Annotated in this window: 11 protein-coding genes and 1 riboswitch; of the genes, 2 read left to right on the top strand and 9 right to left on the bottom strand. The window is 59.6% G+C overall.

Annotated features, from left to right (window positions below; translation table 11 throughout):
* Positions 1–21 precede the first annotated feature (21 nt).
* Positions 22–2643 (bottom strand): alanine--tRNA ligase, encoded by a 2622-nt coding sequence (gene alaS, locus AC1DIG_RS07080; protein ID WP_477766708.1) that lies wholly within the window; start codon positions 2641–2643, stop codon positions 22–24.
* Positions 2644–2789: 146 nt separating this feature from the next.
* Positions 2790–3794: a low-specificity L-threonine aldolase gene (ltaE, locus tag AC1DIG_RS07075; protein WP_477766707.1), complete on the bottom strand. Its 1005-nt coding sequence runs from the start codon at positions 3792–3794 to the stop codon at positions 2790–2792.
* Positions 3795–4009: 215 nt separating this feature from the next.
* Positions 4010–4180, top strand: a riboswitch (FMN riboswitch).
* Between the two features lie 120 nt (positions 4181–4300).
* On the opposite strand from ltaE, the gene AC1DIG_RS07070 reads away from it, so the two are divergent.
* A complete protein-coding gene (locus AC1DIG_RS07070) occupies positions 4301–4810 on the top strand; it encodes a 6,7-dimethyl-8-ribityllumazine synthase (RefSeq protein WP_103318651.1) in 510 nt (169 codons plus the stop codon).
* A 129-nt stretch (positions 4811–4939) separates the two neighbouring features.
* On the opposite strand, the gene astE is transcribed toward AC1DIG_RS07070, so the two are convergent.
* From astE to AC1DIG_RS07035, 7 genes are all read right to left on the bottom strand, one after another.
* Positions 4940–5950 carry a succinylglutamate desuccinylase gene (gene astE, locus AC1DIG_RS07065; protein ID WP_477766706.1) on the bottom strand — a complete coding sequence of 337 codons (1011 nt, stop codon included), beginning with the start codon at positions 5948–5950 and terminating at the stop codon, positions 4940–4942.
* A gap of 12 nt (positions 5951–5962) precedes the next feature.
* Positions 5963–6250: a hypothetical protein gene (locus AC1DIG_RS07060; protein WP_019693158.1), complete on the bottom strand. Its 288-nt coding sequence runs from the start codon at positions 6248–6250 to the stop codon at positions 5963–5965.
* Positions 6251–6313: 63 nt separating this feature from the next.
* Entirely contained in the window at positions 6314–7660 is a 1347-nt protein-coding gene (gene astB / locus AC1DIG_RS07055) for an N-succinylarginine dihydrolase (protein WP_477766705.1), read from the bottom strand.
* A 138-nt stretch (positions 7661–7798) separates the two neighbouring features.
* On the bottom strand, positions 7799–9268 hold the full coding sequence (gene astD, locus AC1DIG_RS07050) for a succinylglutamate-semialdehyde dehydrogenase (RefSeq protein WP_477766793.1): 1470 nt from the start codon (positions 9266–9268) through the stop codon (positions 7799–7801).
* Entirely contained in the window at positions 9265–10290 is a 1026-nt protein-coding gene (astA, locus tag AC1DIG_RS07045) for an arginine N-succinyltransferase (RefSeq protein ID WP_054593619.1), read from the bottom strand. Before astA ends, astD begins: the two co-directional genes overlap by 4 nt.
* A gap of 71 nt (positions 10291–10361) precedes the next feature.
* The gene (gene aruF, locus AC1DIG_RS07040) at positions 10362–11381 is read right to left on the bottom strand and encodes an arginine/ornithine succinyltransferase subunit alpha (RefSeq protein WP_477766704.1); all 1020 of its coding nucleotides are present in this window, start codon (positions 11379–11381) and stop codon (positions 10362–10364) included.
* Positions 11382–11596: 215 nt separating this feature from the next.
* On the bottom strand, positions 11597–12817 hold the full coding sequence (locus AC1DIG_RS07035; protein ID WP_477766703.1) for an aspartate aminotransferase family protein: 1221 nt from the start codon (positions 12815–12817) through the stop codon (positions 11597–11599).
* Positions 12818–13124: 307 nt separating this feature from the next.
* On the opposite strand from AC1DIG_RS07035, the gene AC1DIG_RS07030 reads away from it, so the two are divergent.
* On the top strand, positions 13125–14993 hold the full coding sequence (locus AC1DIG_RS07030) for a dermonecrotic toxin domain-containing protein (protein WP_477766702.1): 1869 nt from the start codon (positions 13125–13127) through the stop codon (positions 14991–14993).
* Positions 14994–15128: the final 135 nt, after the last annotated feature.

Raw genomic sequence — 15128 nt, 5'->3', positions numbered from 1 at the left:
CGACGGGCTCGGCACGCAGCCTTAAATACCCTGCTCTACAAACGGCACGGTCAGGGCCAATGCAGCATCCAGTGCGCCAGCGTCGGTACCGCCGCCTTGCGCCATGTCCGGACGACCACCACCCTTCCCGCCCACTGCTGCAGCGGCTTGCTTCATCAAATCACCGGCTTTGAGTTGGCCAGTCAGGTCCTTGGTTACACCTGCAACCAGTACGACCTTTTCCTCATGGACACTGCCGAGCAGGATCACTGCGCGGCCGAGTTTGTTCTTCAGTTGATCGACCAGCGCCAGCAGCGCCTTGCCGTCCTGACCGTCGAGACGCACGGCCAGTACTTTCACGCCCTTGACGTCCTGGGCAGAAGCCGACAGGTAGTCGCCCGCCGCACTGGCGGCCTTGGCTTGCAACTGCTCGAGTTGCTTTTCCAGCAGACGGTTGCGCTCAAGCACAGCCGACAGCTTGTCGATCAGGTTATCGCGACTGCCCTTGACCAGGTTGGCCGCTTCCTTGAGTTGCTCTTCCGCAGCGTTCAGGTAAGCCAGTGCTGCAGCGCCTGTCACCGCTTCGATACGACGCACGCCAGAAGCCACGCCGCCTTCGCTGATGATTTTCAGCAGGCCGATGTCGCCAGTGCGATTGGCATGGATACCACCGCACAGCTCGACGGAGAAGTCGCCCATGCTCAGTACGCGCACGCTGTCGCCGTACTTCTCGCCAAACAGCGCCATGGCGCCTTTTTGCTTGGCGGTGTCGATATCGGTTTCTTCAGTTTCAACTTCGGAGTTCTTGCGAATTTCGGCGTTGACGATTTCTTCCAACGCTTTCAGCTGTTCAGGCTTGATCGCTTCAAAGTGGCTGAAGTCAAAGCGTAGACGCTGACTGTCGACCAAGGAGCCTTTCTGCTGAACATGCTCGCCCAGCACCTGGCGCAATGCAGCGTGCAGCAAGTGCGTCGCGGAGTGGTTCAGCGAAGTGGCGTGACGCACATCAGCGTCCACCTGAGCCTCAACCGGCGAGCCAATGGTCAGGCTGCCCGAATCCAGCACACCGTGGTGCAGGAACGCACCGCCAGTCTTGGTGGTGTCGCGCACGTCGAAACGCGCAGCGCCAGCCTGGAGGAAGCCGCAATCACCAATCTGACCGCCGGACTCCGCATAGAACGGCGTCTGATCGAGAACGACTACGCCCTCTTCGCCTTCGCTCAACACGTCGACCGATTGCCCGTCTTTATACAGAGCAACGATTTTGGCCGAACCGCTGTGAGCGGTGTAACCGGTGAACTCGGTGGCCACATCAACCTTGACCAGGCTGTTGTAGTCCATGCCGAAGGAACTGGCCGAACGGGCACGGACGCGCTGGGCTTCCATTTCGCGTTCGAAGCCTGCTTCGTCGATGGTCAGGTTGCGCTCACGCGCGATGTCGCCGGTCAGGTCCATCGGGAAACCGTAGGTGTCGTACAGCTTGAACACCACGTCGCCTGGCACCACATCGCCTTTGAGCTCAGCCAGATCCTGCTCGAGGATCTTCAGGCCCTGCTCCAGGGTTTTGGCGAACTGTTCTTCTTCGGCTTTCAGCACGCGCTCGATGTGCGCCTGCTGGGATTTCAGCTCAGGGAAGGCTTCACCCATCTCGGCAACCAGTGCGCCAACGATCTGATAGAAGAAGCTGCCCTTGGCGCCCAGCTTGTTGCCGTGACGGCAAGCGCGACGAATGATCCGGCGCAGCACGTAGCCGCGACCTTCGTTGGACGGCAGCACGCCGTCGGCGATCAGGAAACCGCAGGAACGAATGTGATCAGCCACGACTTTCAGCGAAGCCTGGTTGTCGTTGGTGCAACCGATGGCCTTGGCCGAAGCGCTCAGCAGGCTCTGGAACAGGTCGATTTCATAGTTCGAGTGAACGTGTTGCAGCACGGCACTGATCCGCTCCAGGCCCATGCCGGTATCCACCGACGGCGCTGGCAACGGGTGCAACACACCATCGGCGGTGCGGTTGAACTGCATGAAGACGTTGTTCCAGATCTCGATGTAACGGTCGCCGTCTTCCTCTGGCGAACCCGGTGGGCCACCCCAGATGTCGGCGCCGTGATCGTAGAAAATCTCGGTGCAAGGACCGCACGGGCCGGTATCGCCCATGGTCCAGAAGTTGTCGGACGCGTATGGCGCGCCTTTGTTGTCGCCGATACGAACCATGCGCTCGGCCGGAACCCCGACTTCCTTGGTCCAGATGTCGTAGGCCTCGTCATCGCTGGCGTAGACCGTGACCCAGAGCTTTTCCTTCGGCAGGTTCAGCCACTTGTCGGAGGTCAGGAAGGTCCAGGCGTAGGTGATCGCATCACGCTTGAAGTAGTCACCGAAGCTGAAGTTACCCAGCATTTCGAAGAAGGTGTGGTGACGGGCGGTATAACCGACGTTTTCCAGGTCGTTGTGCTTGCCACCAGCGCGAACGCACTTCTGGCTGCTGACGGCGCGGGTATAGGCGCGCTTTTCCTGGCCCAGAAAGCAGTCCTTGAACTGGTTCATCCCCGCGTTAGTGAACAGCAGGGTTGGGTCGTTGCCCGGAATCAAAGAGCTGGAGGCTACACGGGTGTGGCCTTGCTCTTCGAAGAAGCGAAGGAAGGCTTCACGGATTTCTGCGCTTTTCATTAGGTTCTTCCACGGAGACTGCGGCCAAAGGCCTGTACGAATCGTCAACAGACGAAGCGACGGCAAAGGGCCGCATTATATCGGCGTTAGTGTGCAGGTACAGTGTGTTTGTACGATACAGACAGTCAATTGGACGGCTAACACCTTCAGTTTTGAGAAAACTCGACGAAAGTCGCGATCACCTGCTCGATCTGCGCCCGGTTGACGTCCATGTGAGTGACCATACGCAAACGTGAGGCGGCGCTGAGCTTGATCCCGCGCTCACCGGCAAACGCCTTGAGCGCTTCGCACTTATCGCCCATCTGCACGTAAACCATGTTGGTCTGTACTGGTTCGACTGTATACCCCGCCGCGCGCAGGCCTTCAGCCAGAAACTGTGCGTTGGCGTGGTCATCCGCCAGGCGTTGCACGTTGTGATCCAGCGCATACAAGCCCGCCGCTGCGAGGATGCCAGCCTGACGCATGCCGCCGCCAACCATCTTGCGCAGGCGTCGGGCCTTGCCGATCAACTCGGTCGAACCACAGAGCACCGAACCGATCGGCGCGCCCAGGCCTTTGGACAGGCACACCGATACCGAATCGAAGTGCCGGGTGATTTCCCGCGCATCGACGCCCAGCTTGACCGCTGCGTTGTACAACCGCGCGCCGTCCAGGTGCAGCGACAGACCGTGCTCACGGGTAAAACTGCGAGCCCGCGCCAGATATTCCAGCGGCAGTACCTTGCCTTGCATGGTGTTTTCCAGCGCCAGCAACCGGGTCTTGGCGAAGTGGAAGTCGTCCGGCTTGATCGCCGCTGCCACCTGAGCCAGGTCCAGCGAACCGTCGGCTTGAACTTCCAGCGGTTGCGGCTGGATCGAACCCAGCACCGCTGCCCCGCCGCCTTCGTACTTATACGTGTGCGCCTGCTGACCGACGATGTACTCGTCACCGCGCTCGCAGTGGGCCATCAGCCCCAGCAAATTGCTCATGGTGCCCGTCGGCACGAACAGCGCCGCAGCAAAGCCCAGACGCCTGGCCAGTTCAGCCTCAAGCTGATTGACCGTCGGATCTTCGCCGTAGACGTCATCCCCGGTGGCCGCGTTGGCCATCGCGTCGAGCATCCCTGCGGTCGGTTGGGTGACGGTGTCGCTACGAAGATCGATAACGCTCATGAATCAGGCCTCGGAATAGGACGCTAACGTCGCTGCTGATAAGGGAAATCTCTTTCTAAGGGGATTACTGCGGCCAACGCCGCGATTAATCAAGGCCCGGACCGGAAAAGCCGGTTCAAGCCAACGGAAAAACCGATGTATATCATCAGAAAGCAGCCATGCGCAGCCCACAAATATGTGTTAAAAACTCTCCGCCGCCAGAAAACCTGGCAGCAAAACGTTCTCAGGGCGGGGTGCAACTCCCCACCGGCGGTAATTGCGCGCAATGCGCATAGCCCGCGAGCGCTTGGGGTCTCTGATGCTTCGGCAACAGGTGACGACAAGGTCAGCAGACCCGGTGTGATCCCGGGGCCGACGGTCATAGTCCGGATGAAGAGAGAACGGGATTGGCACCAAAGGGCCGTCCGTGGGCAACGCGCATATTCTGCACGTCTGACCTGCACGTACCCTTAAATCCCATTCGATTCATAACGCCCTGTTTTTCACACAAACAGGAGTCAGAACAGATGCAACCCACCGCAATCGATAGCAAAAGCAAAAACCATCAGGGCGAGCGCGTAGCGTTTATCCAAGCGTGCTGGCACAAGGAAATCGTTGATCAGAGCCGTAAGGGTTTCGTCAGCGAGATGGTCGCTCAGGGCTATCAGGAATCGGATATCGACTTTTTTGAAGTCGGCGGCGCCTTTGAAATTCCACTGCATGCCAAGCTGCTGGCCAAGTCTGGCCGCTATGCCGGTATCGTCGCTGCAGGCTTAGTGGTTGACGGCGGCATCTACCGTCACGAGTTCGTTGCCCAGTCGGTGATCAGCGGCCTGATGCAGGTTCAGCTGGAAACCGAAGTGCCGGTGTTCTCGGTCGTGCTGACCCCGCACCACTTCCATGCCGGCGAAGAGCACCAGAAGTTCTTCTTCGAGCACTTCGTGCACAAGGGCCAGGAAGCGGCAAAGACCTGCGCCGACACGCTGCACAAGATGCGTGCCTTGCGTCGTAGCGAGCACCGCGCGGTAGCCGTCTAAACACAAAACCTGTGGGAGCGAGCTTGCTCGCGATGGCGGTTTAACACTCAACGAGGATGTTGACTGTTAGCTCGCTATCGCGAGCAAGCTCGCTCCCACATTGGTTCTCGGTTTGGCTTGGGGTCCGGGTCAGGCCAGGTCTTCGTCGGTGGTCGGGACAATCAGAATACCGGCGCGCAGGCCGTTTTTGACCTTCGGGTTCGGGAAGATGATTCGCGCACCCTCCTCCTCGACGATCCAGCGGGTCTGGGCGATGTCCTCGGCCAGCAGATAACCCTTTTTCAACTCCGAGAAGTTCTCGATGTCCGCTGGCAGGTTCAAGTGGAAGCTGTCGCTGTGCTTGATGATTTCCCGCGCCACGCTGAATAGCTGCAAGCCATCCAGGCTCTCTTCTGCCGACTCCGGCTCGGTGCCTTCGATGATCTGCTTCAGAAGGGTTTCGAGACGCGAAACGTTAACCCCGTCGTTCTGCCCGAACGGCCGGGCCTTGCCCAGCTCAAGGGTGAAAGACTCGGCATCGAGCTTGTCGTAGGTGTATGAACTGAAAACGATGGACGGCTTGTTCTGCAACAGCACTGCCTCCATGCCGGCAGCGCGCAGGCGGGCCAGTTCATGACGGGAATGCTGGCGACCTTCTTTCCAGGGATACAGCGCGAACTGCTCGATCTTCGAGCCACGGATCGCGGTGTGCAGGTCGTAGTGCAAACGGGCGCGGTCGGGCAGATTGAAGAAACTCGCCGCCAAGCGCTCCAGTTCACAGGCTCGCAGTGCTTCAGAGCCACTGCTGAGTTCGTGACGGCCATTGAACAGCCGATTGACGTCCTGCTCGATAAAACGCTCACCGCGGCGCATGGCATCGGGGTTGCCGAACAGGAACAGAATACGTGCGCGCGGCTTCAACTCTCCGCGGGCGATGTCATGCAACAGGCGATCGAGCAACTCGATCGGCGCTGTTTCGTTACCGTGGATGCCGGCCGACAACAGCAAGTCCAGGCCATTGTCGCGAGCCTCGGGGGGCCGGACTTCCAGCGCCCCTTCGCTCAGCCAGCGCATCCGCACGCCTTCGACAGTCAGTTGAGTCTTCTCCGCCGGTTCACGACCGGCGAGGGTCAGTTCAAGCAGTTTGCCGAGGGCGAGCATAGAGCGAATTCCTTAGTGATCGTGTTTGCAATCCGGGCCGTGCACGTGGTCTTCGTCACCGATTTCAGCCGGTTCCATTTCCAGTTGCAGACTTACCAGATTAGTCGCCAATGGGCGCAGCAGCAGGTTGGCGTATTCAGCGTCACCTTCTTCGACGTCAACGCCGATCAGCAGCTGGCCACGGCCGTCGTGCTGAATCCACAACTCTTTGCCTTGCCACATTACCGCAACGCGGGTGCAAGAGGTTTCCAGCTGAGTGCCGTCGGTGTCTTCAAGGATCAGCTGCAGGGTATCGCTCATTATTACGTTCTCATCGGGAGATAAAGCAACGCGTCCGGCTCTTCATGAGCAGGACGCGGGCTTTCAATTGATCTGGAATGGATAAACCGCGCCCAGTTTAAGGATTTGCGTCAGTTCATCCAGTGCCGTCCGGCACTCAAGCAACAATTGTGGGTCCGCCAGATCGCTTTCGGTCATGCGGTCACGGTAGTGCTTGTCGACCCATTGGGTCAGCGTGCCATACAACGGCGGGGTCATGATAACCCCTGGGTTGACGGCTGCCAGCTCAGTTTCATTCAGTGCGACACGCAACCGCAGGCAAGCCGGGCCACCACCGTTCTGCATGCTTTGCTTGAGATCGAAGACTTTCACTTCGCGAATCAGGCCGCCAGAGCTGGTCAGCTCTTGCAGATACTGCCAGACGCGCGGGTTGTTCTGGCACTCTTGCGGCACGATCAGCAGCATCGAACCGTCAGCGCGCGACAGCAACTGGCTGTTGAACAGGTAAGAACGCACGGCGTCTTCGACCGACACCTGAGAACGCGGCACACAGATCGCCTTGAACTGACCGCCACGCTTGGCCAGCTTGGCCGACAGTTCCGCCAGCAACTGCTCGGTATCGAGGAACGCATCCTCGTGATAGAACAGCGCTTCGCCGTTACCCACCGCGATCACGTCGTTGTGGAACACGCCCTGGTCGATCACTGCTGGATTCTGCTGGGCGTAGACCACGCCGTCATCGCTCAAGCCGTGCAGACGGGCGACCGCCTGCGAAGCTTCCAGAGTCTGACGCGCCGGGTACTTCTTCGGTTCCGGGTAACGGGTATCGAACGCGCTGCGACCGAACACGAAGAACTCGACACCGGCTTCGCCGTACTCACGGCAGAAACGCGTGTGGTTGGCTGCACCTTCGTCGCCGAACTGCGCCACGGCAGGCAACGCTGCGTGGTGGGCGAAGTGTTTCTGGTCAGCGAACATCGCCCCTAGCACGCGGCTGGTGGTCGGGTGCTCGATGCTGCGGTGATATTTGCAGTTGAGGTTGGCGGCGGTGAAATGCACGCGACCGTCGGCGGTATCAGCGCTCGGGCTGACCGTGGCGGCGTTGGCCACCCACATGCTCGACGCCGAGCAATTGGCAACCAGCAGTGGCATCGCCTGCTTGGCGGCTTGCTCGATCACTTGTGCGTCGGTGCCGCTGAAACCCAGGCGGCGCAGTGCACCAACATCCGGACGTTCTTGCGGCGCCAGTACGCCTTGCTGAAAGCCCATTTCCATCAGCGCTTTCATTTTCGCCAGGCCTTGCAGCGCTGCTTCCTTCGGGTTGGAAGACTGCTGGCTGTTGCTCTGGGACGCGACGTTGCCGTAGGACAGACCGCCGTAGTTATGGGTCGGCCCCACTAGACCGTCAAAATTGACTTCATAGGATTTCATCAGCGAGGCTCCACGAGAATCTGTTGTTATAGGCTTCAGTAACTGTTCTTCAAGACCGAGGCGCGGCCATCGCGAGCAAGCTCGCTCCCACAGGGATTTCATCGCCCTTGTGGGAGCGAGCTTGCTCGCGATTGGGCATCACGCCATTTTTACGCCAGGGGTCAGGGCGGCCGGCAAGGTCAGGCTTGGGGTTTCCAGCGAGGCCACCGGGTACGCGCAGTAATCCGCGGCGTAATAGGCGCTGGCGCGATGGTTGCCCGAAGCACCCACACCGCCGAATGGCGCGCTGCTCGCGGCGCCGGTCAGCTGTTTGTTCCAGTTGACGATACCGGCGCGGCTTTCCAGCCAGAACTGCTGATAACGCGCTTCGGAATCCGACAGCAAACCTGCCGCCAGACCGTATTGGGTGTTATTGGCTTCAGCTATCGCCGCCTCGAAATCAACGTAACGGATCACTTGCAGCAACGGGCCGAACAGCTCTTCGTCAGGACGATCGGCAACCGCACTCACATCAAGAATGCCCGGGGTCAGCAACGCAGCGTTAGCCTGTGGCTGAGTCATTTCCAGCAGCGACACGGCGCCGTTGGCGAGCAAGTGTTCTTGCGCATCCATCAGTGCCTTGGCAGCGGCCAGAGAAACCACCGAGCCCATGAACGGTGCCGGTTGCTGATCGAACGCGCCGACTTCGATTGTCGCGCTGACCGCCACCAGACGCGCCAGCAGCGTATCGCCCCAGGCACCTTGCGGTACCAGCAAGCGACGGGCGCAGGTGCAACGCTGACCGGCAGAAATGAACGCCGACTGAATAATGGTGTACACCGCGGCGTCGAGGTCTGCGACCTGATCGACCACCAGCGGGTTGTTGCCGCCCATCTCCAGCGCGAGGATCTTGTCCGGACGACCGGAGAACTGCGCATGCAGGTGGTTGCCGGTACGGCTGGAACCGGTGAAGAACAGACCATCGATACCCGGATTGGCCGCCAGGGCGATCCCGGTTTCACGCGCGCCTTGCAGCAGGTTCAGCACGCCAGCAGGCAGGCCGGCTTCGATCCAGCACTTGACCGTCAGCTCGGCGACTTTCGGGGTCAGTTCGCTGGGTTTGAACAGCACGCTGTTACCGGCCAGCAGCGCCGGAACAATGTGACCGTTCGGCAAATGCCCAGGGAAGTTGTAAGGACCAAACACCGCCACCACGCCGTGAGGCTTGTGGCGCAGCACTGCGGTGGCGTCGCCCAGCGGGCCGCTCTTCTCGCCGGTACGCTCGCGGTAGCTCTGCACCGAAATGGCGATCTTGTTGACCATGCTGGTCACTTCAGTCGCGGCTTCCCAGAGTGGCTTACCGGTTTCTTCACCGATGCAGTGAGCCAGTTCGTCAGCGTGTTTTTTCAGGCTGGCGGCAAAGGCTTCCAGCACGCCGATGCGATCTTCCAGGGAACGTTTGGCCCAGGCCGGGAAGGCCTGACGTGCGGCTTGCACGGCGCTCTCGACCTGAGCAGCGCTGGCGCCCTGCCCCGACCACAGCACTTGCTGGGTGACCGGATTCAACGATTCGAAAGTGTCACCCTGGCCCGCCAGCCATTCACCGGCGATGTATAGCGAATTCATTATTTCGACTCCCGAGCAGCAGACAACGGCACGGCACGCACTTGATCGCCGGCATTGAGTTGAAGACGTTTGGCGGTCAACGGATCAACCACCAGGGTACCGGCGGCAAAGCGTGCGGGAGCGGCAGTGATCCGGCAGTCTTCGCGTTTGCGGTTGTGAATCAAAAATGGTGTGGCGTCGTCACCCGGGGTGCCGATGGCCAGCACCAGCGCCTGGCTGTCGCGGACCGCACGGATCTTGCCGGTTTCGCATTCCACGGCCGGGCCGGCGTCAAAGATGTCGACGTAACCCTGGTAGCTGAAGCCTTCGCTCTTGAGCATCGCCAGCGCTGGCTCGGTGTCAGGGTGAACCTTACCGATCACATTGCGCGCGTCTTCAGAGAGGAAGCAGGTGTACAGCGGGAATTTCGGCATCAGCTCAGCGATGAACGCCTTGTTGCCCACGCCCGTCAGGTAATCGGCCTGGCTGAATTCCATTTTGAAGAAGTGCCGACCCAGACTTTCCCAGAACGGCGAGCGGCCGGCTTCATCGGACACACCGCGCATTTCGGCGATGATCTTGTTGCCGAACAGCTGCGGGAATTCGGCGATGAACAGCATCCGCGCCTTGGCCAACATGCGGCCATTGAGGCCGGAACGGTAATCGGCGTGCAGGAACAACGAACACAACTCGGAATTACCGGTCAGGTCGTTGGCCAGGAACAGCGTCGGGATTTCACGGTAGATGTTCAGCTCTTGCGACGCGCTGACCGTCAGACCGACCCGGAAGTTGTACCAAGGCTCACGCAGGCCGACAGCGCCGGCGATGGCGGAAATCCCCACCACGCGACCGTTATCGTCTTCGAGCACGAAAAGGTAGTCCGCGTCGCCGCGCCCCGCTTCGCCGCGAAAGGTCTTTTCAGCCCAGCCAACCCGATGAGCCAGACGCTCTTCGTTGGCCGGCAAGGTAGTCAGGCCGGTGCCGGTGCTGCGGGCCAGGTCGATCAGCGCGGGTAAATCGCTGCTGCGTACGGGACGAACGATCATGCTATCTCCTCAAACGGGCCGCTTACGCCACCCGTAAAAACTCTCTGCTTTCTAGACATTAAAAGCAGGCGTTAAACCGCCACCAGGCGCACGCTGGCACCTTCACCGACGCCCAAGGCCTCGGCGGCTTCAAGATCCAGGGTTACCGGTTTGCCCGGCGCATAATCCAGCTCGAGCAATACCGCGCGGTAATCCTGCAACTGCGCATTAGCCACCAGGTATTGACGACCGGCACCTTTGACCGGCTCACCGATTTTCACCGGCACCACACGGCTCTGGGCAATCGAACGAATCCCCGAGACACGAGCGTGCAGGGTCGGGCCACCGTCGAAAATGTCGATGTAGTGATCGGTCTCGAAGCCTTCGCGCATCAGGATGTCGAAGGTGATCTGCGCCCGTGGGTGCACCTGGCCCATCGCCTCTTGGGCGGCGTCCGGCAGCAGCGGCACGTAGATCGGGTAATGCGGCATCAGTTCGGCGAGGAAGGTCCGGCTCTTGAGCCCGCACAGACGTTCGGCAGCGGCGTAGTTGAGGTCGAAGAAGTTGCGACCGATGGCATCCCAGAACGGCGAGTCGCCATTTTCGTCGCTGTAACCGACGATCTCGGTGACCACCGAATCAGCGAAACGCTCCGGATGGCTGGCGACGAACAGCAAGCGACCGCGAGAGTTGAGTTCCGACCAAGGCGAACCGACCAGCTCCGGCAGCACGTAGAAGCTGGTCAGCAGGCTGTTGCCGGTCAGGTCGTGGCACTGGGAGAGCACATGAATCTTGTTATGAATCTTCAGCTCGCGGGAGGCGTGCACGAAGGTTTCATTACGGAAACTGTAGAACGGCTCGGAATAACCGGCCGATGCAACGATGGCCGAGCAACCGGCCAGTTTGCCGGTGGCGGTGTCTTCAAGGACGAAGAAGTAGCTCTCTTCACCGTTGAAGCTGACTTCGGCAGCAAACGACGCTTCGCTTGCGGCGATCTTGTCGCTCAAGCGTTCGACATCATCCGGCAAGGAGGTGACACCAATCGGGCTGTCCGCAGCCAGACGCTGTACCTCGCCCAGATCAGCCATTTGCGCGGGGCGCATCACCAGCATGGTGTCACTCCTTTCTCGAAAAACTCTTTGAGGAAAATAAACCGGCCCAATCCTTGAGACACTGTGGGAGCGAGCTTGCTCGCGATTGCGTCCTGTCAGACAACAAAGATGTTGGCTGTCAGCCCCTCATCGCGAGCAAGCTCGCTCCCACATCAATCTGGGCCCGGCATAAGAATTTGGTTCGACGCCTGAATGATCAGGCGTCGAAGGGACTATCAGGCTTGCGTCAGTTTGGCCACGGCGCGTTCGAAGCGCGCCATGCCCTCTTCGATGTCCGCGTCTTCAACCACCAGGCTTGGCGCGAAGCGAATCACGTCCGGGCCGGCTTGCAGAATCATCAGGCCTTCTTTTTCGGCCGCGTTGAACACGTCCTTGGCCTTGCCTTTCCAGGCCTCACTCAAGACGCAACCGATCAGCAGGCCCAGGCCACGCACTTGAGTGAACAGGCCGTACTTGGCGCCGATCTGCTCCAGGCGAGTCTTGAACAGATCGTGCTTGGCTTTGACGCCGTTCAGCACTTCAGGCGTGTTGACCACGTCGATCACCGCTTCAGCGACGGCGCACGCCAGCGGGTTACCGCCGTAAGTGGTGCCGTGAGTGCCGACCACCAGATGTTTGGCCAGCGCTTCGCTGGTCAGCATCGCCGCGATCGGGAAACCACCGCCCAGGCTCTTGGCGCTGGTCAGGATGTCCGGCGTCACGCCGTAATGCTGGTAGGCAAACAGCTCGCCGCTGCGACCCATACCGGTTTGTACTTCGTCGAAAATCAGCAGCGCGTTGTGTGCGGTGCACAGTTCACGAGCGCCTTGCAGGTACGCAAGATCAGCCGGCAATACGCCGCCCTCGCCCTGGATCGGCTCCAGCACTACCGCGCAGGTCTTGTCGGAAATGGCCGCTTTGAGCGCTTCCAGATCGTTGAACTTGACGTGAGTGATGCCGGTGATTTTCGGACCGAAGCCATCAGAGTACTTCGACTGGCCACCGACGTTCACGGTGAACAGGGTACGACCATGGAAGCTGTTGAGCGCGGCGATGATTTCGTATTTCTCGGAACCGAAACGATCGTGAGCAACACGACGGGCCAGCTTGAAGGCGGCCTCGTTGGCTTCGGCGCCAGAGTTGCAGAAGAACACACGATCGGCAAAGGTCGCGTCGATCAGCTTATGGGCCAGGCGCAGGGCCGGCTCATTGGTGAACACGTTGGACACGTGCCACAGCTTGTTCGCTTGCTCGGTCAAGGCACCGACCAGCGCCGGATGGGCGTGACCCAATACGTTAACCGCGATCCCGCCGGCGAAGTCGATCAGCTCGCGGCCAGACTGGTCCCAAACGCGGGAGCCGGCGCCACGCACCGGAATGAAAGCGGCAGGCGCGTAGTTGGGAACCATTACCTGGTCAAAATCGGCGCGTTGTACCGCAGCGTGCTCAACGGACATCGGAGTCTCCTGATGAGAAACACCCGCCTGAAACTGGCGAGCGATGGGGGGATTGTAAGGACAGTTTTCAGCCCGGCCTTGCCGCCAAGCGACAACTTCTTATAGCGCAAACACAGGTTTTCCCCGGGTTTACGGCAATGCGACAAATAGCGTCGCAAAGGCGCAGTTTAAACTGCCCCGCAGGGTTAGCGGCAGCGTTGCCGGGATTTGATTTCGAAAACTCGCCGGCCCTCTAATTATGTACCGCACCCTGATCGCCGGTTCCTGATTTCCTTTGGCATTCTCTAAACGCTAAAGGATTAGCACGATGCACTTGCCTGAAGGACAACAACCAACAGCCACAACCGACGCGATCTATCCGGAACACCCCGATAGCCACTATCAACACCTCAAAGATGCAATTCCCGAATGGCTTGACAACGCCTTGCCTGCCAGGCGCCAGGCACTGAAGAACACTCAGCCGCGCCTCCTCGAGCGACTCAAGGCTGCGCCGGCCACACAGCACCGGGAGCTGAAGGCACTCAACGCAGCACATTGGACGGCGCAAAATGATGTCGACCAACGGCTGGCGCACCTGCAAGACGCCCGAGCCTTCGCCGAACCGTTGCTCAAACAAGCGTTGAAAAGCCGCTTCGACCTGGACCTGGACGTCAGCACAACATTCCTGCGCCTGTACATACCCGCGACAGTCCCCGGGTTTCCGATCAAGACCGGCGCCCGCGCCTGGACCGTGTCGCTGCTGGACGCGGCCCTGCATAACTTCGAAGAGAAGGAAACCGAAGACACCGCCTATGAAACCGACTCGACCTTCATCACCGCGCCCTCTTCGACGGGGCAGTTCGACACACTGCCCCTCATCAAAAACAAACTGACCATCCCGGCCTTTATCAAGCTGTGCAGAGAGCTGGATATCGGCGCTCGGTACACAACCTATCTCGAAGACAATCTCGGCTTTTCCAACCCGGCCGCCGCAGCGGTATTGCGACTCAAGGTAGACGCGAGTCAAAAAGCCGCGCTGAAGGCCGCCCTGCACTTGGCGCGGATGAACGGTGACATCGGCGAGAATTACTTTCGCCTGATCGGCGGACTGCTCGATGGGCTGCAAGGCATACGACTGAACGGGCAGGCTTTGCTATGTCACGACTTGAGCATGATGTCCGCCTCCCTCACCGGCATTGTAGTGTTTGCCCCTGCCCTGGATCAGGCTCGAGATTCGGCAAGAGTGGTGGTTTATGTTCCGGATGACCCCGAGCACCCGATCAAAGAGTACGCCTCGACGGCCGAGGTAGCGGTCGAACTGACCCGACAGTTGCGCTCGAAGGATTACCAACACTTCTTCAGCCGGTTCGTGAACCACGAACAACGAGGTGTTTTCTTCGCCAGCCTGAATAGTCGCCTGACACACCTGACGTGGCACCCACCCGTTCCAGGAAGCTCCCTGCCTGCATGGCGGGAAACGCCCATCGACCGTCCTGATCTGCAGCTTGCAGCCACACCATTCAACGACAACCTGTGGCTGCATCTCTTTCAGGCGAAACTCAACAAGATTCTCAATGACGCACGCGTCATCGCCGTCCCTACCGCAACAGCCGATCAGAAAGCCCGCTGGGCGCTTTGGGATACCCTGATCAAAATAGCCTCGACGATTCTCGAGACTGTAGCCTTCGTCATTGCGCCCTTTGTGCCCGTTTTGGGTGAAGCCATGATGGCCTACATGGCTTATCAGCTGCTCGACGAAACCTTCGAAGGGATTATCGAATGGGCGCAGGGGCAAACCACCGAAGCGTTCGAACACCTCATGGGCGCAGTGGAATCGCTGATACAACTGGGGGTCTTTTCGGTCGGTGGCGCCATCGGAGCGGGCGAGTTTCGCAAAGTATTGCCTAAAGAGGTCGTGGCCTACATCGATCGCTTTTTGCCGGTCAAAATCCCCAATGGTCAAACCCGATACTGGGAGCCCGATTTAACCAACTACCAGCAGAAAACCATTCCGGGACGGAACTCCAGGGCCAATGAACTGGGCCTGCATCAAGATCAAGGGAAGCAGACACTGCCCCTCGATCAGGCACACTATGCCGTGAGCGAAGGGCCTTTCGCCGGTGAGTACCAGATTGAACATCCAACCCGACCCGACGCGTACAAACCGGCCTTGCGGCACAACGGCGATGGCGCCTGACCGACATTCCCGATCACCCCGTCACCGGTAAACCGCTGAGCGCCGAGGAGCTGCTGCAAGAGCAATACAAAAGAAAGGAATTCAAGGAAAGCCTGGAACAGTGCTGGCGTAAAATACCGGTAGAGCATGCGTCCA

The sequence above is a fragment of the Pseudomonas sp. 05N431 genome (genome assembly GCF_056397005.1).
This window is presented reverse-complemented; position numbering and strand designations above follow the sequence as displayed.

Coding starts and splice junctions, on each gene's coding strand:
- alaS (WP_477766708.1), bottom strand. CDS start 2,643: ATGAAAAGCGCAGAAATCCGTGAAGCCTTCCTTCGCTTCTTCGAAGAG.
- ltaE (WP_477766707.1), bottom strand. CDS start 3,794: ATGAGCGTTATCGATCTTCGTAGCGACACCGTCACCCAACCGACCGCA.
- AC1DIG_RS07070 (WP_103318651.1), top strand. CDS start 4,301: ATGCAACCCACCGCAATCGATAGCAAAAGCAAAAACCATCAGGGCGAG.
- astE (WP_477766706.1), bottom strand. CDS start 5,950: ATGCTCGCCCTCGGCAAACTGCTTGAACTGACCCTCGCCGGTCGTGAA.
- AC1DIG_RS07060 (WP_019693158.1), bottom strand. CDS start 6,250: ATGAGCGATACCCTGCAGCTGATCCTTGAAGACACCGACGGCACTCAG.
- astB (WP_477766705.1), bottom strand. CDS start 7,660: ATGAAATCCTATGAAGTCAATTTTGACGGTCTAGTGGGGCCGACCCAT.
- astA (WP_054593619.1), bottom strand. CDS start 10,290: ATGATCGTTCGTCCCGTACGCAGCAGCGATTTACCCGCGCTGATCGAC.
- aruF (WP_477766704.1), bottom strand. CDS start 11,381: ATGCTGGTGATGCGCCCCGCGCAAATGGCTGATCTGGGCGAGGTACAG.
- AC1DIG_RS07035 (WP_477766703.1), bottom strand. CDS start 12,817: ATGTCCGTTGAGCACGCTGCGGTACAACGCGCCGATTTTGACCAGGTA.
- AC1DIG_RS07030 (WP_477766702.1), top strand. CDS start 13,125: ATGCACTTGCCTGAAGGACAACAACCAACAGCCACAACCGACGCGATC.